This window comes from Pseudomonas sp. GM41(2012) (assembly GCF_000282315.2).
In the GTDB taxonomy this organism is placed as follows: domain Bacteria; phylum Pseudomonadota; class Gammaproteobacteria; order Pseudomonadales; family Pseudomonadaceae; genus Aquipseudomonas.
The window spans coordinates 810,299-834,298 of the sequence record NZ_AKJN02000008.1 but is presented as its reverse complement, the minus strand read 5'-3'; the positions used below and the strand labels follow the sequence as shown (position 1 = coordinate 834,298).

18 protein-coding genes are annotated in these 24,000 nt (G+C 58.4%); 6 read left to right on the top strand and 12 right to left on the bottom strand.

Annotation, left to right across the window (positions count from 1 at the left end):
• The first annotated feature begins 178 nt into the window (after window positions 1-178).
• Window positions 179-1,477: an MFS transporter gene (locus PMI27_RS04660; protein ID WP_008151393.1), complete on the top strand. Its 1,299-nt coding sequence runs from the start codon at window positions 179-181 to the stop codon at window positions 1,475-1,477.
• Between the two features lie 177 nt (window positions 1,478-1,654).
• Here the strand turns inward: PMI27_RS04660 and PMI27_RS04665 are convergent, their stop codons facing one another.
• The gene (locus PMI27_RS04665) at window positions 1,655-3,118 is read right to left on the bottom strand and encodes a glyceraldehyde-3-phosphate dehydrogenase (RefSeq protein WP_008151396.1); all 1,464 of its coding nucleotides are present in this window, start codon (window positions 3,116-3,118) and stop codon (window positions 1,655-1,657) included.
• A 362-nt stretch (window positions 3,119-3,480) separates the two neighbouring features.
• On the opposite strand from PMI27_RS04665, the gene mfd reads away from it, so the two are divergent.
• Genes mfd through PMI27_RS04680 form a run of 3 tightly spaced genes read left to right on the top strand, consistent with a single transcriptional unit; the run spans window position 3,481 to window position 10,205 of the window.
• Window positions 3,481-6,930 (top strand): transcription-repair coupling factor, encoded by a 3,450-nt coding sequence (mfd, locus tag PMI27_RS04670; protein WP_008151398.1) that lies wholly within the window; start codon window positions 3,481-3,483, stop codon window positions 6,928-6,930.
• A 10-nt stretch (window positions 6,931-6,940) separates the two neighbouring features.
• Window positions 6,941-7,507 (top strand): CsiV family protein, encoded by a 567-nt coding sequence (locus PMI27_RS04675; RefSeq protein ID WP_008151400.1) that lies wholly within the window; start codon window positions 6,941-6,943, stop codon window positions 7,505-7,507.
• A gap of 10 nt (window positions 7,508-7,517) precedes the next feature.
• Window positions 7,518-10,205, top strand: a complete 2,688-nt coding sequence (locus PMI27_RS04680) for a DEAD/DEAH box helicase (protein WP_008151402.1) — start codon at window positions 7,518-7,520, stop codon at window positions 10,203-10,205.
• A 136-nt stretch (window positions 10,206-10,341) separates the two neighbouring features.
• Here PMI27_RS04680 and PMI27_RS04685 read toward each other — a convergent pair whose 3' ends face one another.
• From PMI27_RS04685 to PMI27_RS04695, 3 genes are all read right to left on the bottom strand, one after another.
• The gene (locus tag PMI27_RS04685) at window positions 10,342-11,079 is read right to left on the bottom strand and encodes an S-methyl-5'-thioinosine phosphorylase (protein WP_008151403.1); all 738 of its coding nucleotides are present in this window, start codon (window positions 11,077-11,079) and stop codon (window positions 10,342-10,344) included.
• Window positions 11,080-11,091: 12 nt separating this feature from the next.
• Window positions 11,092-12,090, bottom strand: coding sequence for a beta-N-acetylhexosaminidase (nagZ, locus tag PMI27_RS04690; protein ID WP_177327886.1), 999 nt, complete (start codon window positions 12,088-12,090; stop codon window positions 11,092-11,094).
• 170 nt (window positions 12,091-12,260) lie between these two features.
• A complete protein-coding gene (locus tag PMI27_RS04695; protein WP_008151407.1) occupies window positions 12,261-12,968 on the bottom strand; it encodes a TetR/AcrR family transcriptional regulator in 708 nt (235 codons plus the stop codon).
• Window positions 12,969-13,197: 229 nt separating this feature from the next.
• On the opposite strand from PMI27_RS04695, the gene lexA reads away from it, so the two are divergent.
• Both lexA and sulA read left to right on the top strand, forming a co-directional pair.
• Complete coding sequence (lexA, locus tag PMI27_RS04700) at window positions 13,198-13,806, top strand: transcriptional repressor LexA (RefSeq protein WP_007933171.1); 609 nt, start codon at window positions 13,198-13,200, stop codon at window positions 13,804-13,806.
• 10 nt (window positions 13,807-13,816) lie between these two features.
• Complete coding sequence (sulA, locus tag PMI27_RS04705; protein WP_008151409.1) at window positions 13,817-14,290, top strand: SOS-induced cell division inhibitor SulA; 474 nt, start codon at window positions 13,817-13,819, stop codon at window positions 14,288-14,290.
• Between the two features lie 94 nt (window positions 14,291-14,384).
• Here sulA and PMI27_RS04710 read toward each other — a convergent pair whose 3' ends face one another.
• The 8 genes from PMI27_RS04710 to fadB form a co-directional block, all read right to left on the bottom strand.
• Entirely contained in the window at window positions 14,385-14,618 is a 234-nt protein-coding gene (locus tag PMI27_RS04710) for a hypothetical protein (protein WP_008151412.1), read from the bottom strand.
• Between the two features lie 145 nt (window positions 14,619-14,763).
• Window positions 14,764-15,321 carry a LemA family protein gene (locus PMI27_RS04715; protein ID WP_008151414.1) on the bottom strand — a complete coding sequence of 186 codons (558 nt, stop codon included), beginning with the start codon at window positions 15,319-15,321 and terminating at the stop codon, window positions 14,764-14,766.
• A gap of 3 nt (window positions 15,322-15,324) precedes the next feature.
• On the bottom strand, window positions 15,325-16,359 hold the full coding sequence (locus PMI27_RS04720; protein ID WP_008151416.1) for a hypothetical protein: 1,035 nt from the start codon (window positions 16,357-16,359) through the stop codon (window positions 15,325-15,327).
• Between the two features lie 52 nt (window positions 16,360-16,411).
• Window positions 16,412-16,936 (bottom strand): DUF6586 family protein, encoded by a 525-nt coding sequence (locus PMI27_RS04725; RefSeq protein ID WP_008151418.1) that lies wholly within the window; start codon window positions 16,934-16,936, stop codon window positions 16,412-16,414.
• Window positions 16,937-17,077: 141 nt separating this feature from the next.
• Complete coding sequence (topA, locus tag PMI27_RS04730) at window positions 17,078-19,711, bottom strand: type I DNA topoisomerase (RefSeq protein ID WP_008151419.1); 2,634 nt, start codon at window positions 19,709-19,711, stop codon at window positions 17,078-17,080.
• Between the two features lie 114 nt (window positions 19,712-19,825).
• The gene (locus tag PMI27_RS04735) at window positions 19,826-20,062 is read right to left on the bottom strand and encodes a DUF1653 domain-containing protein (RefSeq protein WP_007953059.1); all 237 of its coding nucleotides are present in this window, start codon (window positions 20,060-20,062) and stop codon (window positions 19,826-19,828) included.
• Window positions 20,063-20,162: 100 nt separating this feature from the next.
• On the bottom strand, window positions 20,163-21,338 hold the full coding sequence (gene fadA, locus PMI27_RS04740) for an acetyl-CoA C-acyltransferase FadA (RefSeq protein ID WP_008151421.1): 1,176 nt from the start codon (window positions 21,336-21,338) through the stop codon (window positions 20,163-20,165).
• A 29-nt stretch (window positions 21,339-21,367) separates the two neighbouring features.
• Window positions 21,368-23,515, bottom strand: a complete 2,148-nt coding sequence (gene fadB / locus PMI27_RS04745) for a fatty acid oxidation complex subunit alpha FadB (RefSeq protein WP_008151423.1) — start codon at window positions 23,513-23,515, stop codon at window positions 21,368-21,370.
• Between the last annotated feature and the right edge of the window lie 485 nt (window positions 23,516-24,000).

The following is a 24,000-nucleotide window of genomic DNA, read 5'->3' as shown; positions in this document are numbered from 1 at the left end:
ACGAGAGCGAGGTCTGCCAGCGCCCGTCAGTCAAACGCGAAACCTGTGGGAGCGAGCCTGCTCGCGATAGCGGTGTGTCAGCCAACATCAATGCCGATTGACCCCACGCCATCGCGAGCAGGCTCACTCCCACAGGTGCAGCGTTTCAAACAAGATTTACCAGCGTGAGTACCTACACATGTCTTCAGACACGAGCAAAGGCAAAGCGATTTTTCGCGTTGTCAGCGGTAACTTTCTCGAGATGTTCGACTTTATGGTCTACGGCTTTTACGCCACGGCCATCGCCAAAACCTTCTTCCCTGCCGATAGCGCTTTCGCCTCCCTGATGTTGTCCCTGGCCACCTTCGGGGCAGGCTTCCTGATGCGTCCATTGGGGGCGATTTTCCTCGGCGCCTATATCGACCGCCATGGTCAACGCAAAGGGCTGATCATCACCCTCGCGATGATGGCGGCTGGCACGGTGCTGATTGCCTGCGTGCCGGGTTACGCCACTTTGGGCGTTGCGGCGCCGCTGATCGTGCTGTTCGGTCGCTTGCTGCAAGGGTTCTCGGCCGGGGTGGAACTGGGCGGTGTGTCGGTCTACCTCGCCGAGATTTCCACCCCGGGCCGCAAAGGCTTCTTTGTCAGTTGGCAGTCCGCCAGTCAGCAAGCGGCGGTCGTGTTCGCCGGCCTGCTCGGCGTGGGTTTGAACCACTGGCTCAGCCCCGAACAAATGGGCGACTGGGGCTGGCGCGTGCCGTTCCTTATCGGCTGCATGATTGTGCCGGTGATCTTCGTGATTCGTCGTTCGCTGGAAGAAACGCCGGAATTCCAGGCGCGCAAACATCGCCCTACCCTGCGGGACATCGTTCGTTCGATTGGGCAGAACTTTGGCATCGTCATCGCCGGCATGGCGTTGGTGGTAATGACCACCGTGTCGTTCTACCTGATCACCGCTTACACCCCGACCTTCGGTAAAGCCGAGTTGCATTTGTCGGATCTGGACGCCTTGCTGGTGACCGTATGTATCGGCCTGTCGAACTTCTTCTGGTTGCCGGTCATGGGTTCTGTTTCCGACAGGATCGGACGCAAACCCTTACTGCTGGCGGCGACGATTCTGGCGATCCTCACCGCCTACCCTGCCTTGTCATGGCTGGTAGCAAACCCGAGCTTCAGCCACCTGCTGATTGTCGAGTTGTGGCTGTCGTTCCTGTATGGCTCGTACAACGGCGCCATGGTGGTGGCGCTTACCGAGATCATGCCGGTGGAAGTTCGTACAACTGGATTCTCTTTGGCCTACAGCCTGGCAACCGCGACCTTCGGGGGTTTTACGCCGGCGGCGTGTACGTACCTGATTCATGTGCTGGACAACAAGGCTGCGCCGGGGATCTGGCTCAGTGGCGCGGCGGTGTTGGGGCTGATTGCAACCTTGGTGTTGTTCCGTGGCAACCGTCATGAATTGCGGACGGCGCAGGCAGCTGTGGTCGGCGGCGCCTGACAGATCGCCTTCGCGAGCAGGCTCGCTCCCACATTGGATTTGTGTGCGCCGCAGATCAAATGTGGGAGCGAGCCTGCTCGCGATGAGGCCAATACAAACAACACACCTATAACTGACAAACCACACAAACAAAAACGCCCCGACCAAAGTCGGGGCGTTCTCATGTGCAGCTAACGCTTAGCGCGGGAATGCAGGCGGGTTTACACCGGCCATGTCTTCCATCACGCGAACCACCTGGCAGCTGTAACCGAATTCGTTGTCGTACCAAACGTACAGAACAACGCGGTTGTCTTGGCTGATGGTTGCTTCAGCGTCCACCACGCCTGCGTGGCGCGAGCCAACGAAGTCGGTGGAAACCACTTCCTGCGAATTGACGTAGTCGATTTGCTTATGCAGATCGGAGTGCAGCGCCATGTAGCGCAGGTACTCGTTCATCTCTTCACGGGTGGCGGCTTTCTCAAGGTTCAGGTTGAGAATGGCCATCGACACGTTAGGCGTCGGAACGCGGATCGCGTTACCGGTCAGCTTGCCGGCCAGCTCAGGCAGCGCCTTGGCAGCAGCGGTGGCAGCACCGGTCTCGGTGATCACCATGTTCAACGCGGCGCTACGGCCACGGCGATCGCCTTTGTGGAAGTTGTCGATCAGGTTCTGGTCGTTGGTGTACGAGTGAACCGTTTCAACGTGACCGTTGATGATGCCGAACTTGTCGTTGACGGCTTTGAGCACCGGCACGATGGCGTTGGTGGTGCAGGAAGCCGCGGAAACGATCTTGTCATCAGCGGTGATTTCACCGTGGTTGATGCCGTGAACGATGTTCTTCAGCTTGCCTTTGCCAGGCGCGGTCAGAACAACGCGATCGATACCCGGGCAAGCCAAGTGCTGGCCCAGGCCGTCGGCGTCACGCCATACACCGGTGTTGTCCACCAGCAGCGCGTCTTTGATGCCGTACTGGGTGTAGTCCACTTCAGTCGGGTTTTTCGCGTAGATAACCTGGATCAGGTTGCCGTTGGCGGTGATGGTGTTGTTGGCTTCATCAATGGTGATGGTGCCATTGAACGAACCGTGTACCGAATCGCGGCGCAGCAGGCTGGCGCGTTTGATCAGATCGTTTTCGGCGCCCTTGCGGACAACGATGGCGCGCAGACGCAGGCCGTCGCCACCACCGGTTTTCTCGATCAGGATGCGCGCCAGCAGACGGCCGATACGACCGAAGCCGTACAGAACAACGTCGGTGCCTTTGCGGGCGGCAACATTTTGCTGACCAACGACGTCAGCCAGTTCTTCACGGACGAACTGCTCGGCAGTGCGGCCATTGCCTTCAGCCTTGAACTTGACTGCTAGCTTGCCCAGGTCTACCGAAGCAGCGCCGAGCTTGAGCTCGCTCATTGCCTTTAGCAGCGGGAATGTTTCGTGGACGGACAATTCGCTGTCATCGGACTGGCGATGGCGAGCAAAGCGGTGAGCTTTGAGAATCGCGATGACAGACTGGTTGATCAGACTGCGGCCATAGATCGAGCTCACCACGTTGTTATTGCGGTAGAGCTGACCGATAAGCGGAATCATCGCTTCTGCGAGTGCTTCACGGTCGATCCATTCACCAAGACACTGGTCGGGCTTCTGAGTCACGGGAACCTTCCACATGTAGGGGCAGAAAAAAGGGGCTACATTATGCCGCCGAGTGCCTCCCGTAGCAATGCGCGCTTGTCGCGCGACCAGTAACAAAATCCGCTTCAAAAAAATGACGCACGGCTCAAGCCCAATAAAACCGTGGCCTGCAGCGCAGTCATTTTTTGGGAGACAACGCTGTCTTGTCTGTAACCCTCCGTAACACTCAGTCGTTTTGCCACTACATATTCAGTCTTTTTTACTAAAAAACGGGCCGATTTTGTCTTTACCACTACATTTCGCCCAACCTGCGTAATAGACACATCTGCAACTGACAGGCGGCACCCGGGACCGCTACAATTACCGACTTTGTCGCAACGCTTGGAGCTCAACCTTCCGTGCCCGTTCTGCGTCTACCGCTTCTCCCTGCCGCGGCAGGTAAACAGCACTGGGGCAACCTGCCCGGTGCCGCCCTGAGCCTGGCTATTGCCGAGGCCGCCAGCGCTGCCAAGCGCTTCACCCTGCTGCTGACCGCCGACAGCCAAAGTGCCGAACGGCTGGAACAGGAGCTGAGTTTCTTCGCCCCGGATTTGCCGGTGCTGCATTTCCCGGACTGGGAAACGCTGCCCTACGATCTGTTTTCGCCGCACCAGGACATTATTTCCCAGCGAATCTCCGCCCTGTATCGGTTGCCGGAGCTGAGTCATGGCGTTCTGGTCGTACCGATCACCACGGCCCTGCATCGCTTGGCGCCGACCAAATTCCTGCTCGGCAGCAGCCTGGTGCTGGACATCGGCCAGAAGCTCGATGTCGAGCAAATGCGCACCCGGCTTGAGGCCAGCGGCTATCGCTACGTCGATACCGTCTACGAGCATGGCGAATTCACCGTGCGCGGCTCGTTGATCGACCTGTTCCCGATGGGCAGCAAACTGCCTTTCCGAATTGACCTGTTCGACGACGAAATCGAGACCCTTCGCACCTTCGATCCGGAAAACCAGCGCTCCATCGACAAGGTTGAAACGGTTCGCCTCCTGCCAGCGAGAGAGTTTCCGCTGCAAAAGGATGCGGTCACCCGCTTCAAGGCGCGATTCCGTGAGCGTTTCGATGTCGACTTCCGTCGCTGCCCGATCTTTCAGGATTTGAGCAGCGGGATTACACCGGCCGGTATCGAGTACTACCTGCCGCTGTTTTTCGATGAAACTTCCACGCTGTTCGATTACCTGCCGCAGGAAACGCAAGTGTTTTCCTTGCCGGGCATCGAGCAAGCGGCGGAAAACTTCTGGAACGACGTGCGCAATCGCTATGAAGAACGCCGCGTCGATCCGGCCCGTCCTTTATTGCCGCCGGCCGAGTTGTTCCTGCCGGTGGAAGATTGCTTTGCGCGCCTGAAAAACTGGCCGCGCGTGGTCGCCAGTCAACAGGACGTGGAAACCGGCGTCGGCCGCGAGCGCTTTCCCGCTCGGGAGTTGCCGAACCTGGCCATCGAAGCCAAGGCTACCCAACCGTTGGCGGCGCTTGCGGGTTTCCTCGACGAGTTCCCCGGTCGCGTGCTGTTTACCGCCGAATCCGCGGGCCGTCGTGAAGTGCTGCTGGAATTGCTGGAACGCTTGAAGCTGCGACCGAAAACCGTCGACAGCTGGCCGGACTTCGTCGCGAGCAAGGAGCGCCTGGCGATCACCATCGCGCCGCTCGACGAAGGTCTGGTGCTCGACGACCCGGCGCTAGCCCTGGTTGCCGAAAGCCCGTTGTTCGGTCAGCGCGTGATGCAACGCCGTCGCCGCGAGAAACGCGCCGACGCCAACAACGATGCCGTGATCAAAAACCTTACCGAGCTGCGCGAAGGCGCGCCGGTGGTGCATATCGATCACGGCGTCGGTCGCTATCTCGGGCTGACGATTCTGGAAATCGATAGTCAGGCCGCTGAATTCCTGACCCTCGAATACGCCGAAAACGCCAAGCTTTACGTGCCGGTGGCCAACCTGCACCTGATCGCCCGATACACCGGCAGCGACGATGCCCTGGCCCCGCTGCACCGCCTCGGCTCCGAGACCTGGCAGAAAGCCAAACGCAAAGCCGCCGAACAAGTGCGCGATGTGGCCGCCGAGTTGCTCGACATTTATGCCCGCCGCGCCGCTCGCGAAGGTTATGCGTTCGCCGACCCGAAAGCCGATTACGCGACCTTCAGCGCCGGCTTCCCGTTCGAAGAAACCCCGGACCAGCAAACCACCATCGACGCCGTGCGCACCGACATGCTCGCGCCGAAACCGATGGACCGTCTGGTCTGCGGCGACGTCGGTTTCGGCAAGACCGAAGTGGCGATGCGCGCCGCGTTCATCGCGGTACACGGCGGTCGTCAAGTGGCGATTCTGGTGCCGACCACCCTGCTCGCCCAGCAGCATTACAACAGCTTCCGCGACCGCTTCGCCGATTGGCCGGTGAGCGTGGAAGTGATGAGCCGCTTCAAATCGACCAAGGAGGTCAACGCCGCGGTTGCGGATCTGGCCGAAGGCAAGATCGACATCGTCATCGGCACGCACAAGCTGCTGCAGGACGACGTGAAAATCAAAAACCTGGGGCTGGTGATCATCGACGAAGAGCACCGTTTCGGTGTCCGTCAGAAAGAACAGCTCAAGGCCCTGCGCAGTGAAGTCGACATTCTCACCCTGACCGCCACGCCGATTCCGCGCACGCTGAACATGGCCGTGTCGGGCATGCGCGATCTGTCGATCATCGCCACGCCGCCGGCCCGTCGCCTGTCGGTACGGACGTTCGTCATGGAGCAGAACAAGAGCACGGTCAAAGAGGCCTTGCTCCGTGAGCTGTTGCGTGGCGGTCAGGTCTACTACCTGCACAACGATGTGAAGACCATCGAGAAATGCGCCGCCGACCTCGCCGAACTGGTGCCGGAAGCACGGATCGGCATCGGCCACGGGCAGATGCGCGAACGCGATCTCGAACAAGTGATGAGCGACTTCTACCACAAGCGCTTCAACGTGCTGATCGCCTCGACCATCATCGAGACCGGCATTGACGTGCCGAGCGCCAACACCATCATTATCGAGCGTGCCGACAAGTTCGGCCTGGCGCAGCTGCATCAGTTGCGCGGCCGGGTCGGTCGCAGTCACCACCAGGCTTACGCTTATTTGCTGACGCCGCCGCGCCAGCAAATCACGCCTGACGCCGAAAAACGTCTGGAAGCGATCGCCAATACCCAGGACCTCGGCGCGGGCTTCGTGCTCGCCACCAACGACCTGGAAATCCGTGGCGCCGGTGAATTGCTCGGCGACGGGCAGAGCGGGCAGATCCAGGCCGTCGGTTTCACGCTGTACATGGAAATGCTCGAACGCGCGGTGAAGTCGATCCGCAAGGGCGAACAACCGAACCTCGATCAACCGCTCGGCGGTGGCCCGGAAGTCAATCTGCGGGTACCGGCGTTGATTCCCGAGGACTATCTGCCGGACGTACACGCCCGACTGATTCTCTACAAACGCATCGCCTCGGCCACCGACGAGGAAGGCCTCAAGGATTTGCAGGTGGAGATGATCGATCGTTTCGGTCTGTTGCCGGAGCCGACCAAGAACCTGATGCGCATTACCGCGCTGAAATTGCAGGCCGAGCTACTGGGCATCAAGAAAGTCGACGGCGGCCCGCAAGGCGGCCGAATCGAGTTCGCGACGCAAACCCCGGTCGACCCGCTGACGCTGATCAAACTGATCCAGAGCCAGCCCAAACGCTACAAATTCGAAGGCGCCACGATGTTTAAATTCCAGGTGCCGATGGAGCGCCCGGAAGAGCGCTTTAATACTGTAGAGGCGCTGTTTGAGCACCTCATTCCGAAAACTGCTTGAAGGACGCCGCATGCGCCTGTTTCGCTCACTGATCCTGTTGATGACCCTGGTTGCGCCGACGACGTTTGCCGATGACCTCTATCAGATAGAAATGATTCTGGTCCGCCAAAACGCCGTGCCCGCTATCGTCAGCCGCGCCGCGCCGGAAGACTGGGCTGCCGGAGCCCAGCCCATCAACCCCGACAGCCTGCGCACACCGAGCCTCAATGCTGAAGTGGAAAAACTCACCGCCAGCAATGAATACACGGTGTTGCTGCACAAGGCCTGGCAACAGAACCTTGGCGAAGAAGCCAGCAAAGTTGCAATTAGCGAGGGCAAAGAACAGTTCGGCCAATTCCCGATCGAGGGCACACTGAGCATGAAACTGGGACGGTTCACCGACGTCGACGCCGACTTCTGGGTCAACCAGATCGACGCCAATGGCATGGTCACCGCCAGCGAACGCATGAACCAGGAAAGCCACACCAAGAACGGCCAGCTGAACTTCCTCGACAACGGCCACTTGGGCATGTTGATCAAGATCACCTCGCTGACTGCCCCTGCGCCTCGGCCAGTCCCCGAAGAAATTCCGGACTGATTGAGTCCTTATGTCAGCGACCCTGAGCAAACCCCTGGCACCTTCCTGGGTCAGCCGATTCAAGGAACAGAGCCTGGAGCGTGGCCGTCGCTACGCTTTGGAGAACCGCGTCAGGATCGTCGAGGCCGGCGACGCCACGATCATTGCCGCCTGCGAGGGCTCTGGCGGTAACGTTTACCGTCAGACCATTCGCCTGCGCGAGTCAGCCAAAGCCACGCTGCTGATGATTGACGCCACCTGCACCTGCCCGGTCCACAGCAACTGCAAACATTGCGCAGCGGTATTACTGAAAGTGCAGGAAACCCTGGCCTACCCAGCCGCCGCGCAAGACGCCGAGCTGCTCGAGAAACTTCAAGCTGTACTGGAAAACCGTAGCCCGAAGGCCCCGCAAGTGCTGGTGGATAACGTGCAACCGGTGCCGCGCTTGTGGCTGGCGAGCATCGAGTTCAGCGCCTTCGAACCGCGCAATGGCAAGATGCAGCGCTACATTCAGCATCGCGCGGCGTTGTCATTCAGCTATCTGGATGAATACGTTTCCGGGCAGAAGAACGCCGACATTCTGATTCGTCAGGAGACGCAAACGTTACGGATAAAACGCCACCCGGAAGTCGAACAGACCTACAGGGAGCAGCTGCGAATCCTCGGTTTCAAAGTCGCCACCCGGCAAAGCAAGGCCTTGCCGGAAAGCGCCGGCGAACTTTTCGAGATGGTCAACGACAGCGCCTGGCTGACCTTCACCCTCAATGAACTGCCGAAGCTGCGTACCCAGGGTTGGGAATTGCAGATCGACGAAGACTTCGGTTTCGACCTGACTGCCGTGGATGATTGGTACGCCACCGTAGAACAGGCACCGGAGCGTGACTGGTTCGATCTGGAGTTGGGAATCATCGTCAACGGCGAACGGCTGAGCCTGCTGCCGATCCTGCTGAACCTGATGCGCTCTCACACCGAGATCCTCAACCCGGAGCGACTGGCCCGACGTCGCGACGACGAGTTGATCCTGGTGAACATTCCCAACCGCCCGAACTCCGAGTACGGCCCGTTGCAAGTCGCCCTGCCCTTCGGCCGATTGAAACCGGTACTGGCGACCCTCGGCGAGTTCTACCTGCAAGGGCCCGGCGAAACGACGCTGCGCCTGAGCAAGGCCGATGCCACGCGACTGAATCCACTGGAAGACCTGCCGCTGCTTTGGGAGGGCGGCGAGCAAATTCGCACCTTTGCCCAGCGGCTGCGGGACATCAAGGACTTCACCGCGATTGCACCGGACGGTTTGAACGCGACTTTGCGCCCCTATCAGCTGGAAGGCTTGAGCTGGATGCAGTCGTTGCGACAACTGGAAGTCGGCGGGATTCTCGCGGACGACATGGGTCTGGGCAAAACCCTACAGACCCTGGCGCATATTCTCAGTGAGAAGAACGCCGGACGCCTCGATCGGCCGTGCATGGTGGTGATGCCCACCAGCCTGATCCCCAACTGGCTGGATGAAGCGGCGCACTTCACACCTCAACTCAAAGTGCTGGCGCTGTACGGCGCCAGTCGCAAAAAGCATTTCGACACGCTGGCCGATTACGACCTGATCCTGACCACCTATGCGCTCCTGCCCAAGGACGTCGAACGTCTCGCCGCGCAGCCTTTGCACGTGCTGGTTCTGGACGAGGCGCAATACATCAAGAACCCCAACAGCAAGGCCGCCCACGCAGCCCGCGAATTGAATGCCCGTCAGCGTCTGTGCCTGAGCGGCACGCCGCTGGAAAACCACCTGGGTGAGCTGTGGTCACTGTTTCACTTCCTGCTGCCCGGCTGGCTGGGTGACGTAAAAAGCTTCAACCGCGATTACCGCGTGCCGATCGAAAAGCGCGCCAGCGAAGTACGACTTCAGCACCTCAACGGTCGGATAAAACCGTTCCTGCTGCGTCGAACCAAGGAACAAGTGGCCACCGAGTTGCCGCCGAAAACCGAAATCATCCATTGGGTCGAACTCAACGAAGCCCAGCGCGACGTATACGAAACCATGCGCCTGGCGATGGACAAGAAAGTCCGCGACGAGATCACCCGCAAGGGCGTGGCGCGCAGCCAGATCATCATTCTTGAGGCGCTGCTGAAACTGCGTCAGGTCTGCTGCGATTTGCGTCTGGTCAACGATGCCACCCTGCCCACTCGCGGCAGCACGTCGGGCAAGCTCGACAGCCTGATGGAGATGCTTGAGGAATTGTTCGATGAAGGTCGGCGGATTCTGTTGTTCTCGCAGTTCACTTCAATGCTGTCGTTGATTGAAGATGAGCTGAAAAAACGCGGAGTCGATTATGCACTGCTGACCGGGCAGACTCGCGACCGGCGCGCCCCGGTCAAAGACTTCCAGAGCGGCAAGCGTCAGATCTTTCTGATCAGCCTGAAGGCGGGTGGCGTCGGCCTGAACCTGACCGAAGCCGACACGGTGATTCACTACGATCCGTGGTGGAACCCGGCGACGGAAAATCAGGCGACTGACCGGGCGTATCGCATTGGTCAGGAGAAACCGGTGTTCGTCTACAAGATGATTGCCAGGGGCACGGTGGAAGAGAAGATTCAGCATCTGCAGAAGGAAAAATCCGACTTGGCGGCTGGCGTGCTGGATGGACGCAAGACCGGGGACTGGAAGTTGCAGAGTGATGATATTGAAGCGTTGTTTGCGCCGCTGCCGGACAAGCTCGAAAAGTAGCGGCGACAGGTAGATCGCCATCGCGAGCAGGCTCACTCCCACATTAGTTTAGTTTTGCCTCCATTGTTGTCGGCAAACACAGATCCAATGTGGGAGCGAGCCTGCTCGCGATGGGGTCAACTCGGTGTGCGACCGCTCAGCCTCTAAGCACCCGAGTCAAAATCGACTTCACCTTCCCCATCCCGTCACGCAACGCCTGCTCAATCTCGGCCATGGTAATCACTGCCGTCGACTTGCCCGCCGCCGGGTTTACGACCAGCGCCAGACAGGCGTAATCCAGTTCCAGCTCACGAGCCAATGCCGCTTCCGGCATCCCGGTCATGCCGACGATGTCGCATCCGTCGCGCTCCAGCCTGGCGATTTCAGCGACAGTTTCCAGCCGTGGCCCTTGAGTGCAGGCGTACACGCCATGACCGCTGTAGCTGACACCTTCGGCCACCAGCGCCGCAATCAACTGCTGACGCAGTGGCTCGCTGTAGGGATAGCTGAAGTCAATGTGTGTGACCTGTTCGAGATCATCCGCGAAATAGGTGTGTTCGCGACCGCTGGTGTAGTCGATCAGCTGATGCGGCACGCAGAAATGTCCGGTACCCATCGCGCAATGAATCCCACCCACGGCGTTGACCGCGAGAATCGCTTCGGCGCCAGCCTGCTTCAGCGCCCAGAGGTTGGCGCGGTAGTTCACCTGATGCGGCGGGAAACGGTGAGGATGACCGTGGCGCGCGAGGAACAGCACTTCCTTGCCGGCGTACTCGCCAATCTGCACTTCAGCCGAAGGCGCGCCGTACGGCGTGTCCACTGCCAGCGACTGACGAATACTCAGACCTTCGAGTTGAGTCAGGCCGGTGCCGCCGATAATCGCGTAAACCGTCATCACGAAAAGTCCTCAATCAATCAGTTGAGCATCTTTGAGCGCGCCCACGGCTGTCAGCCAGCGCGGGTCTTGACGGTATTCAGTGCTGGCGTACGACTGGCCGCGCATCCGCGCGATGCGCTCGGACGGCTTGACCTTCAGACGCTGGGCGGCGCTCAGGGCCAGTTCAGCGGCCGCGCGATCGTTGCACACCAGGCCCATGTCGCAACCGGCCGTCAGCGCCGCTTCGATACGGCTGGCAGCATCGCCGACCACGTGGGCACCGGCCATGGACAGGTCATCGCTGAAGATCACGCCGTCAAATTGCAGCTCGCCACGCAGGATGTCCTGCAACCAGCGGCGGGAGAAGCCGGCAGGCTGGGAATCGACTTGTGGATAGATCACGTGGGCTGGCATGACCGCAGCCAATTGCTTGCTCAATCGGGCGAACGGCACCAGGTCATTGGCGCGAATTTCGTCGAGGCTGCGCTCATCAACAGGGATCGCAACATGGGAATCGGCCTCGGCCCAGCCGTGACCCGGAAAGTGCTTGCCGGTGGCGGCCATGCCGGCGCTGTTCATGCCGCGAATGAAGGCTCCCGCCAGCAACGCTGCTCGCTCGGGATCACCTTCAAATGAACGGGTGCCGACTACGGCGCTGCGCTGGAAGTCGAGGTCCAGCACCGGAGCGAAGCTCAGATCGAGACCGACGGCCAGCACTTCAGTCGCCATGATCCAGCCGCACTGTTCGGCGAGGTACTCAGCATTCGGGTTGTCAGCGATGGCGCGCATGGCTGGCAGTCGTACAAAGCCCTGACGCAAACGCTGAACCCGGCCGCCCTCCTGGTCGACGGCCAACAGCAGATCGGGGCGAATGGCGCGGATTGAGGCGCTCAACTCGCGCACCTGATGCGGGTGTTCGATGTTGCGGGCGAAAATGATCAGGCCACCCACTTCGGGCTGGCGCAACAATTGGCGATCTTCAGCCGTCAGCCAGGTACCGGCGACGTCCACCATCAACGAGCCTTGCAGGCCAGCAGTCATAGAGATTCCTTGATAACGATAAACCCGGCTCGCACGAAATCGCCGCCATGGGCTGTGCCCGGCAGGTCGGCGATAAAAATGGGGAGCGGGTTCAGAACGAGAGTCGGCATGGGCGGCTAGCTTAGCGGATGTCAGCTGCCGCGCCCACCCGTGTGCGGTTAAACCTTGGCGGCAACCGGGGTTGATTTGCTGCGCGGACGCAGCTGCGCAGTGGCCATGGCCGCGTCGGACACACCGGTTTCGGCGCGCATGCCTGCTGCCAGAAACGGCACCATCAGACGCATTACTTGCTCAATGGAGGTGTTAACGCCGAAGTCGGTCTCGGCAATTGCGCGCAGGGCCTTGATACCGGACATGCTGAACGCGGCGGCGCCGAGCATGAAGTGCACACGCCAGAACAGCTCAATCGGCGGAATACGCGGTGCAGCTTCGTTGACCAACATCATGTAGCGACGGAACACCTTGCCGTACATGTCTTCCAGATAGCGCCGCAAGTGCCCTTGGCTCTGACTGAAAGCCAGGCCCAGCAAACGCATGAAAATCGACAGATCGTTGCCGCTGCGTGGTTGCACCACCAAGGCTTGCTCGACAAGGATTTCCAGCAGCTCTTCAAGCGTCGGCTTGTTCTCCGGCTTGGCTTGACGCCGCTCGAGCTCTTTATCAAGGCTTAAGCAGAACGGCCCGAGGAAGCGCGAGAAAACTGCCTGGATCAGCGCCTTCTTCGAACCGAAGTGATAGTTCACCGCCGCCAGATTGACACCGGCCTTGCTGGTGATCAGACGCAATGAGGTTTCAGCAAAACCTTTTTCCGCGAACAATTGCTCGGCAGCATCAAGAATGCGTTCAACGGTTTCCGACTGGGCCATGGCTACTCCGCCTGACAAACACTTGTTTGAAACATACGTTTCAGCCCAGGCCTTGTCAAGCCTGACGGTTCGTTTTGGGAATGGTCGGTCATCTATTTAACCATACAACTCGCAAGCGTGAATCAGCAGGCTCATCGACCGTCTGGCGGTCGGCAAAAAAAGGAGCATTGCCAAGACCGTTTCACTGTATATAATCCCAGTCACTGTATAAAAAGACAGAGCGATCAATATGCTAAAGCTGACGCCACGCCAAGCAGAGATTCTGGCCTTCATCAAACGCTGCCTCGAAGACAACGGCTACCCGCCCACCCGCGCGGAAATCGCTCAGGAACTGGGTTTCAAGTCGCCCAATGCGGCGGAAGAACACCTCAAGGCGCTGGCCCGCAAGGGTGCGATCGAGATGACGCCCGGTGCTTCCCGTGGTATTCGCATCCCCGGCTTCGAAGCCAAGGCCGACGAGTCCACCCTGCCGATCATTGGCCGAGTGGCTGCCGGTGCTCCGATCCTCGCCCAGCAGCACATCGAAGAGTCCTGCAACATCAACCCGTCGTTCTTCCATCCTCGCGCCGACTATCTACTTCGGGTTCACGGCATGAGCATGAAGGATGTGGGGATTTTCGACGGTGACCTGCTGGCAGTGCACACCACCCGCGAAGCCCGCAACGGCCAGATCGTAGTGGCGCGGATCGGCGACGAAGTGACCGTCAAGCGTTTCAAGCGCGATGGCAGCAAGGTCTGGTTGATTGCCGAAAACCCTGAATTCGCCCCTATCGAAGTGAACCTGAAAGATCAGGAACTGGTGATCGAAGGCTTGAGTGTCGGCGTCATTCGCCGCTAAAGGAGGCTTTATGCAGTTCCCACACACATCACAACAAGCCCAACTGCCGTTGTTCGAGGCTTTCATGGTGCAGCCATTGGCGCCGATCCTGAAAGACGTGGTCGAGTCGCCCTGGAGCGCAGAGCCCGAAGTCTTCAGTGAGCTGTCGCTGCGTGGTGCAGCCGGGAACTGCCTGAACCTTCTCGCACCGATTCTCAGGGAACTGAGCCAGGACCAGGACGCGCGCTGGCTGACGCTGATCGCTCCGCCCGCCAGCCTGACCCAGGCCTGGTTGCGGGACGCCGGCCTTAACCGCGAACGCATCCTGCTGCTGCAACCGCGCGGCACTCAGAGCGCTCAGCAGTTGACCTGCGAGGCCTTGCGTCTGGGACGCAGCCACACGGTGGTCAGCTGGCTCAACCCATTGAGCACAACTTCACGGCAACAGTTGATCAGCGCCGCCCGGATCGGGGACGCACAAAGCCTGAACATTCGATTGGGTTAACTGACAAACAATGCGCGCGCTGAACAGCGCGGGGCTTCTCCAAGGATAGAGAAGCCAACCTGTAGCGATATCAGCAAAAAACCGACGGGCGGGATCAATGAAGAACCCGAGACGCCTCGTCCGTATTGAAATCGCCTTCAACCAAGCGTCCGGCCATCTGAACGCCAACGCTCAACATCGCCTTGGCGACTTCCACGTGCTGGCCCTGCAGGAACGCTTTGGCATCCTCGGAGAAATCCAAAGTAACCAGAGAACCCTCGTCCTCAGCCCTGCGCAGCTCGATACGGCCGTCTGGTAACTCGACAATTTCTAGAAAGGACGTTGGCATAAAGGTCTGTTCTCCACGAAAGGCGGGGATTATATAGGCATCGGCCAGGCTTCGCTCGGGATCTTGAGGAACGGTAATCAGCCAGCCGCTACAAAAAACCTTTTTGCGAACATTCCAGACTGACCGAGCCTGTCGTCACCCACCTTTAAAAATTCGGCTTGTACTCAAATGCTGCGGAAGCCTGGGAGTCGGAAAATGGAATGATTATCGATTTTTTGTTGAGGCAGCCATTAACAAAGGAGTTAGGAAACATCTGGATCGAGTTATTGAACACCTCTACCGCGCCATTGAAGATGGTAATGGCCGCACCGATGTTTTCTTGCTGCTCAGTGATTTCCCGCATGAAGTTGTTAACCAACTCATTGGACTTGAGCTCTGGATAAGCTTCAAATGCCACGGTCAATCCCGCCAGCAATTCCCGTGTTCCCTTTTGCACTGGCTGTAGAGCGTCCCCGTTCGCCTCTTGTGGCAGTTTGCCGATGGCCGAGCGCAGACCTGTGATCTTTTCCAGCAGCGCACCTTCGTACTCCTTGAAACCTGCAACCTGCTGCTCAAGCAAATCGAGCACCCTGGTTTTCTGCCGCTCATAAACCAGGACATCGGCCCAGGCGCGCTGAACCCGATTATGTCGCCCAATGATTCGGTTGTAACAGGTCAAGAAGGTAATCCCGACTACCACCGCGATAATCAATAACAACGCCATCGTCTAATACTCCATGTTTTTTAAAGGTTTCGGCGAAAGCGCGAAGTTATCGTCATGCAACTCGGCCAATCGATGGACCCATAACAGCAAGAGGTCCAGACGAGGCAAGCGAATACCCGTCTCGACTTGCTGCTCAAAGGCCTGCAGATTTTGGAGCCCCTCGGTTGCGCTGGGCGCAAGCAATCCAGCATCGCTGAAACTCAGGCACAGCCGCCCATGTTCCGAGAACTCCAGATTGAAGTCGCTCAATTGCTGATGAAGCTGTAGTAGGTGCAGTACCGTCGCGGGCTTGGCAAAAACGGCACAGGCCATCTGGGTACTGCCTGTCAGGCGAAACGCACTATTGAATTCACTGGATGCTGTATCCAGAGTCTCCTCAAGATCCACCTCCCAATGCTTGTCGCCGCGCACGGCCACATTCTCGATCCACGGAAAATCCAGTACCAGGCTGTACCGGTCAAACTCGCGGTCAACCGTCTTGGTTTCAACCTTGGTACCGCCTGCCCCGTCTGGCACGGTGGTCTTGTAACTTTCGCGATCAACGTACTGCAAGTACTGGCAAGTAAAAGGCAACTCATGAACCGCGCCAAGGTAAGTACCTTGAACCGATTTCAAAATCTGTCGGCTGTAGGAGCCTCGATGGAAGTCCTTGAACTCCCCACCCAAACTCTTCAGCACTTGCACATCCGGGTTGAACGACGCCCTTAACCCATAGGTGATCATTGAAGATTTATGGGTGATTTTTTTGGAAAGTGCGTCGATCACACCGGACCTGTGGTCCATCACAAGCCAGCCACCCAATAGAAAAGCGATGCCCAGCACGACAAAAGGTACGAAAAGAACGGTGGCGGCGATCAACCCCAAACCGATATAAAGGAACAGTCTGGGTGTGGCGTTATCGAACGCCAGCGGCGCACCAAAAGCCCGGAGCTGCTTTATCACCTCAAGCAGATCTGCGGTACTGGTTGCCGCTTCGACACGGGCGTCTAACTGTTTAAATAACTGACGTAGTTTTTTGTTGTGCAAAATGGAAGACATGACTCATCCCTGAAGTGACCGACGTAACGTAGTGTCCGATGCGATTATGTGCTCAGCACTCGTTCAGGCCTTCGCGAAACCGAATCGCCAGCCCCTTGAGGTTCTGACGCCAGCTCTCCAGCTCTTCCCGACTCAACTCTTGCGGAGACTCTTCTTCATCCAGGTTAACGGCCAGGATCAGCGGCTGCGTCACATCACCCTTAGGCTTGTGCGGCGCCCGTGGCGGCTGAAACAGCGCAGCATGGGCTGCCAGCAGTTTGGCCAGCCAGGTTTCCGAATTATTGGCCAACTCGACCATCTCGGCCATTTCCGGAATCGCGATGGCTTCAAGCACCTCGCGCGTCAGCAATAACTCGGCCCGAGGCGCACTGGCCTGAGGCAAGCGATAGAAACCGGCGATTTCATGGCACAGTCCCAGCAACGCACCGTACAGGTGAAACAGGGCCGACTCGCGCCCGGCCTGGATCAGCGCCAGGGAGTTCATCGCCCGCCCCTCTTCGGCTCTGGCGAGCGCTTCCAGCGACAGGCCGGCGAAGTAAATCTTCTGGTTGGTACGGGTATAGAGTTCGTGGGCCATGACGGCAGCCTCCACAACGAAATAATTGCTTCACGCAGGTCAGACAGTGTCGTGGATCAGCTCCGCTTCCCGCAAGCACAAAACAAAAAGGCCGCATGAAAACCCGAGGGTTGTCATGCGGCCTTTTGTGTACAGCGCCTTTTAAGCCTTGGCAGTCTTCGCCGGGCGCTTGTCTTCAACCGTCCACTTGCCGCCGTCGTAGTACGCTTTCCAGCCAGTCGGCTTACCGTCGACTTCAGTCTGTACGTACTGCTCTTTGGTTTTGCGGCTGTAACGGATCACAGCTGGCAGGCCATCCGGATCTTTCTTCGGCGCTTCGCAGAGGAAGTGGTACTTCGGATCGATCTCATCCTTGTGCGGCACAATTTCCATGACCAGCGGAGCACGCGTCTCGCGGTTTTTCGGGAATTGACTAGCCGCCAGGAACAGGCCGGAAGCACCGTCGCGCAGGATGTAGGTGTCGTTGACCTTTTCGCATTTCAGCTCAGGCATCTTCACCGGATCCATCTTCGGCGGTGCTGCATCGCCGCTTTTCAGCAGTTTGCGGGTGTTCTTGCACGTCGCATTGGTGCAGCCGAAGAACTTGCCGAAACGACCGGTCTTGAGCTGCATCTCGCTGCCGCACTTGTCGCATTCCAGGCTCGGACCTTCGTAGCCTTTGATGCGATAAGTGCCCTCTTCGATTTCGTAGCCAGAGCAATCCGGGTTGTTACCGCAGATGTGCAGCTTGCGCTTCTCATCCAGCAGGTAAGCGTCCATCGCCGTGCTGCAGATCGGGCAGCGGTGCTTGCCACGCAGCACCAGCGATTCCGATTCACCCTCGTCGTCCGCCGCGATTTCGTCGCCCGGCACCAGGTTGACGGTGGCCTTGCAGCGCTCTTTCGGCGGCAGGCTGTAACCCGAACAACCAAGGAACACGCCAGTCGATGCCGTACGAATCTGCATCGGACGCCCGCACAATACGCACGGAATGTCAGTCATTACTGGTTGGTTGGCGCGCATGCCGCCTTCGGCGCTTTCAGCTACTTCGAGTTTCTTCTTGAAGTCGCCGTAGAACTCGTCGAGTACGTTTTTCCAGTCGCGCTCACCCTGGGCCACGTCATCGAGGTTCTCTTCCATGCCGGCGGTGAAGCCGTAGTCCATGAGATTGGAGAAGCTCTCGGCCAGACGCTCGGTAACGATGTCGCCCATCTTTTCCGAGTAGAAACGACGGTTGTGCAGCGCTACGTAGCCACGATCCTGGATGGTCGAAATGATCGCCGCGTAGGTCGAAGGACGACCGATGCCGCGTTTTTCCATTTCTTTGACCAGGCTCGCTTCCGAGTAGCGCGCCGGCGGCTTGGTGAAGTGCTGGGTCGGATCAAGCTTGATCAGCTTCATCGCGTCGCCCTGAGCCATGTCCGGCAACACGTCGTCATCGCCAGGCTTGGCGATTTGCGGCATGACACGGGTATAACCGTCGAACTTCAGGATGCGGCCCTTGGCGCGCAACTCGAAGTCACCGGCACCGACGGTGACAGTGGTCGACAGGTATTGGGCCGGCAGCATCTGGCAAGCGAGGAACTGGCGCCAGATCAGCTCGTAGAGCCGCTCAGCATCACGCTCCATGCCCGACAGCTTGCTTGGCTCGGTATTGGCATCGGAGGGACGAATCGCTTCGTGAGCCTCTTGTGCGCCTTCCTTGCTGCTGTAGACATTCGGGTTTTCCGGCAGGTACTTCTTGCCGAACTCGCCTTCAATATAAGTACGCGCCATCGTCACGGCATCAACCGAGAGGTTGGTGGAGTCGGTACGCATGTAAGTGATGTAGCCGGCTTCGTACAGACGCTGGGCCATCATCATGGTTTTCTTCACGCCGAAGCCCAGGCGGTTACTCGCAGCCTGTTGCAGGGTGGACGTGATGAACGGTGCCGACGGCTTGCTGCTGGTCGGCTTGTCTTCGCGTTTGACGATGCTGTAGCTGGAAGCCTTGAGCTTCTCCAGCGCAGCCATGGCCTGGGCTTCGTTAAGCGGCTTGAAGGCTTCGCCTTTCTCGCGAGCCACGTCAAAGCGCACGGTTGCGCCCTTGGCGGTGCCGAGGTCGGCGTGAACTTCCCAGTACTCTTCCGGGTTGAACGCGCGGATTTCACGCTCACGCTCAACGACCAGCTTCACGGCAACCGATTGCACGCGACCGGCGGACAGGCCACGGGCGACCTTGGCCCACAGCAGCGGCGAAACCATGTAACCCACCACGCGATCGAGAAAACGACGCGCCTGCTGGGCGTTTACACGGTCGATGTCCAGCTCGCCCGGCTTGGAGAAGGCTTCCTGAATCGCCTTCTTGGTGATTTCGTTGAACACCACGCGCTTGTAGCGGCTGTCATCACCACCGATGGCTTCGCGCAGGTGCCAGGCAATGGCTTCCCCCTCGCGATCCAAGTCGGTTGCGAGATAGATGGTGTCAGCATCTTTGGCGAGCCGGCGCAGCTCTTCGATGACCTTTTCCTTGCCCGGGAGAATCTCGTACTTGGCTTTCCAGCCATGATCGGGATCGACACCCATGCGCGAGACCAGCTGCTTTCGCGCTTTCTCTTTCGGCGTGAGCACCGGACCTTCACCCGCGGCGGCCTTGCCGCGCTTGGCGGCTGGCTCTTTGCTGGCGCTAGCCGAACCGCTGGTGGGCAGGTCTCGGATATGGCCGATACTCGACTTCACCACGTATTGGTTACCCAGATACTTGTTGATGGTCTTGGCCTTAGCCGGGGATTCCACAATGACCAGCGATTTGCCCATGGATCAGAAAATTCCTGAATTCTAGAAGTGAAAGGCGGTTGGCGCCTGACGCGGCACCGCTATATATAGTGGCTACAAGGTGAGGTCAAGCGCAGGGTCTTGCGCGAACTCAGCTTATGGCTTGGAAAAAAGGCTCGGTTCGGCTTGCACCAAAGCAAAGCGAGGCACCTGTTCGCCGTCAACCTCGACCGACTCCAGGAACATGCTCAAGGGACGCACCCAAAAGCCGTAATCGCCATACAGGGCTTGGTAGAAGACCACTTCTTCTTCGGTTTCCGAATGCCGCGCAACACTGAATACGCGGTACTGCGGACCTTTGTAATGTTGGTAGAGCCCAGGTTGTATCGGCATGGTTTGGCCCTCGCTCAAATCTTTCAAAAATAAAAACAAAAAATAAATTCAGAAAAACAAAAACCGGGGCACTTGGCCCCGGCTTCCTTCGACGAAACGCTTAAATGCGTTCGAAGACGGTGGAGATGCCTTGGCCGAGACCAATGCACATGGTAGCTACCCCGAAGGTGCCGCCATTTTGCTTCATCACGTTCAGCAGAGTGCCGGAGATACGCGCACCGGAGCAACCGAATGGGTGACCCAGGGCAATCGCACCGCCGTGCAGGTTAACCTTCTCGTTCATCTTGTCGAGTACTTTCAAATCTTTCAGCACTGGCAGGGCCTGTGCGGCGAAAGCTTCGTTGAGCTCGAAGAAGTCGATATCGTTAATGCCAAGACCCGCGCGCTTCAGTGCTTTTTGTGTGGCCGGTACTGGACCATAGCCCATGATTGCCGGGTCCACACCTGCCACCGCCATCGAACGAATCACCGCCAGAGGCTGAATGCCCAGGTCTTGTGCACGCTGCGCCGACATCACGATCATGCACGAAGCACCATCGGTGATTTGCGACGAAGTACCCGCTGTCACGGTGCCGCCCTTAGGGTTGAAAGCAGGCTTGAGAGCCGCCAGGCTTTCCAGGGTAGTTTCCGGACGAATGGTTTCGTCGTAGTCGAACAGTTTCAGGAAACCGTTCTCGTCATAGCCCTGCATCGGGATGATTTCGTCTTTGAACTTGCCTTCCAGTGTCGCCTTGTGAGCGAGCTGGTGGGAGCGCACGCCGAAAGCGTCCTGCTGTTCGCGGCTAATGCCGTGCATTTTACCCAGCATTTCAGCGGTCAAACCCATCATGCCCGAGGCTTTCGCCGCGTACAGGGACATGTGCGGGTTCGGATCGACACCGTGCATCATACTCACGTGACCCATATGCTCGACGCCGCCAACCACGAACACGTCACCGTTGCCGGTCATGATCGCTTGCGCAGCAGTGTGCAGAGCGCTCATCGACGAGCCACACAGACGGCTGACGGTCTGGCCGGCAGCGGTGTGCGGGATCTGAGTCATCAGGGACGCCATGCGGGCGATGTTCCAGCCCTGCTCCAGGGTCTGGTTCACACAGCCCCAGATCACGTCTTCGACTTCGCCCGGATCAACCTTGACGTTGCGTTCCAGCAACTTGCTGATCAGGTGCGCCGACATGTCTTCAGCGCGGGTATTGCGGTGCATGCCGCCCTTGGAGCGGCCCATCGGAGTACGACCGAAGTCGACAATCACGACGTCTCTAGGATTCAAGCTCATATATTCACTCTCACTCTAGTTGGGGGCGCTTAACCGAAGAACCGCTGGCCGGTTTTGGCCATTGCACGCAGTTTTGCGGTCGGGTGGTACAGCGCGCCCAAATCAGCGTACTGGTCAGCCAGGGCAACGAACTCTGCAACACCGATCGAGTCGATGTAGCGCAGCGCACCGCCACGGAATGGAGGGAAACCAATACCGTAGACCAGACCCATGTCGGCTTCGGCAGCGGTTTCGACAATGCGGTCTTCCAGGCAACGCACGGTTTCCAGGCACAGCGGGATCATCATCCAGTTGATGATGTCTTCGTCGGTGACTTCAAGCTGTTCGAAGACAATCGGCTTGAGCACTTCCAGTACCGACGGATCGGCGACTTTCTTCTGCTTGCCGCGCTTGTCGGTCTCGTAGGCATAGAAGCCCTTGCCGTTCTTCTGGCCCAGACGCTTGGCTTCGTAGAGCACGTCGATGGCCGAACGACGGTCGTCTTTCATGCGGTCCGGGAAGCCTTCTGCCATCACGTCGCGACCGTGGTGGCCGGTGTCGATGCCGACGACGTCCATCAGGTACGCCGGGCCCATTGGCCAGCCGAATTTTTCCATGACCTTGTCGATACGGACGAAGTCCACACCGGCGCTGACCAGTTTGGCGAAGCCGCCGAAGTACGGGAACAGCACGCGGTTGACCAGGAAGCCCGGGCAGTCGTTGACGACGATCGGGTTCTTGCCCATTTTCTTGGCGTAGGCAACGGTGGTGGCAACGGCCACTTCGCTGGACTTCTCGCCACGGATCACTTCAACCAGCGGCATCATGTGCACCGGGTTGAAGAAGTGCATGCCGACGAAGTTTTCCGGACGCTTGAGGGCTTTGGCCAGCAAGGTGATGGAAATGGTCGAGGTGTTGGACGCGAGGATGGTGTCCTCTTTGACCTTGCCTTCGACTTCGGCCAGAACGGCTTGCTTGACCTTTGGGTTCTCGACAACGGCTTCGACGACCAGATCGACGTGACCGAAATCACCGTAGGAAAGGGTCGGACGAATACCATTGAGCACTTCGGCCATTTTCGCCGGGGTCATGCGACCTTTATCAACGCGGCCCACCAGCAATTTGGCAGCTTCGGCCAGACCTTGCTCGATGCCGTGCTCGTTGATGTCTTTCATCAGGATCGGCGTACCTTTGGAGGCCGACTGATAAGCGATACCGCCACCCATGATGCCAGCGCCCAATACGGCAGCCTGCTTCACGTCTTTGGCGATTTCGTCGTAGGCCTTGGCCTTCTTCTTCAGCTCCTGATCGTTCAGGAACAGACCGATCAAGCTCTGCGCGGCAGAGGTCTTGGCCAGTTTGACGAAACCATTGGCTTCGACTTCCAGCGCCTTGTCGCGACCGAAGTTCGCGGCTTTCTGGATAGTTTTGATCGCTTCGACCGGTGCCGGGTAGTTCGGGCCCGCTTGACCGGCCACGAAACCCTTGGCGGTTTCGAACGACATCATTTGTTCGATGGCGTTGAGCTTGAGCTTTTCGAGCTTCGGCTGACGCTTGGCCTTGTAGTCGAACTCGCCGGAGATGGCGCGCTTGATCAGCTCCAGAGCAGCTTCCTGCAGTTTCTCGGGGGCAACCACTGCGTCGACTGCGCCGACTTTCAGCGCGTCTTCAGGGCGGTTTTCCTTGCCGGCGGCAATCCATTCGATGGCGTTGTCGGCACCGATAATGCGCGGCAGGCGCACGGTACCGCCGAAGCCCGGGTAGATGCCCAGCTTGACTTCCGGCAGACCGATCTTGGCCTTGGTGGACATGACGCGGTAGTCCGCCGCCAGGCACATTTCCAGACCGCCACCCAGGGCGATGCCGTTGATCGCGGCGACAGTCGGGACGTTGAGGTCTTCGAAATCGCTGAAAATCTTGTTGGCTTCCAGATTGCCAGCAACAAGCTCTGCATCAGGCAGCTTGAAGTTTTCGACAAATTCGGTGATGTCGGCGCCGACGATGAACACGTCCTTGCCACTGCTGACGATCACACCCTTGATCGAAGCATCTGCCTTGATGGTGTCTACGGCCTGACGCAGTTCGTTCAGGGTTAGACGGTTGAACTTGTTGACGGACTCACCCTTGAGGTCGAATTTCAATTCGACGATGCCACTTTCAAGAGCCTTAACCGTGATGGCTTTACCTTCGTAAATCATCAACTGATCTCCACGATATGGAAGCTGAACAGTACACGTCGGACGCAGGCGAATGGCTCGGCAGGGACGTTTAACGTCAATGCTACGCCCATTCACCCGGCACACCCGCCAACGCGATAGTCGGGATTCTGTAGGAGCTGTTTGTAATACAAACGCTCAATTCATACGCCCGTTTGATTTGGGTACGTCACCTTCACGGAATTTCCGACAATTGTCAATCGCCCAAAATACGGGTTGAAACGCGACTTTCCGGTCATTTCCGTAACACGAAGACCTGCAACACGCGGCTGCATGTGAAGCCATTCATAGGATCAATAGTTAGAAAAGTCGCCCTAATTCACTGCAGCCTTTGTTTAACAGGCTACGCTGGCGGGACCTTGAGGAAAAAAACATCAACGCTTTTGGCGAACGCCCAGCGTAATATCAGCGCCACACAGAATTACCGGCCTGCCTGGCCAACTCCAGCCCGATGATGATGTCGGGCT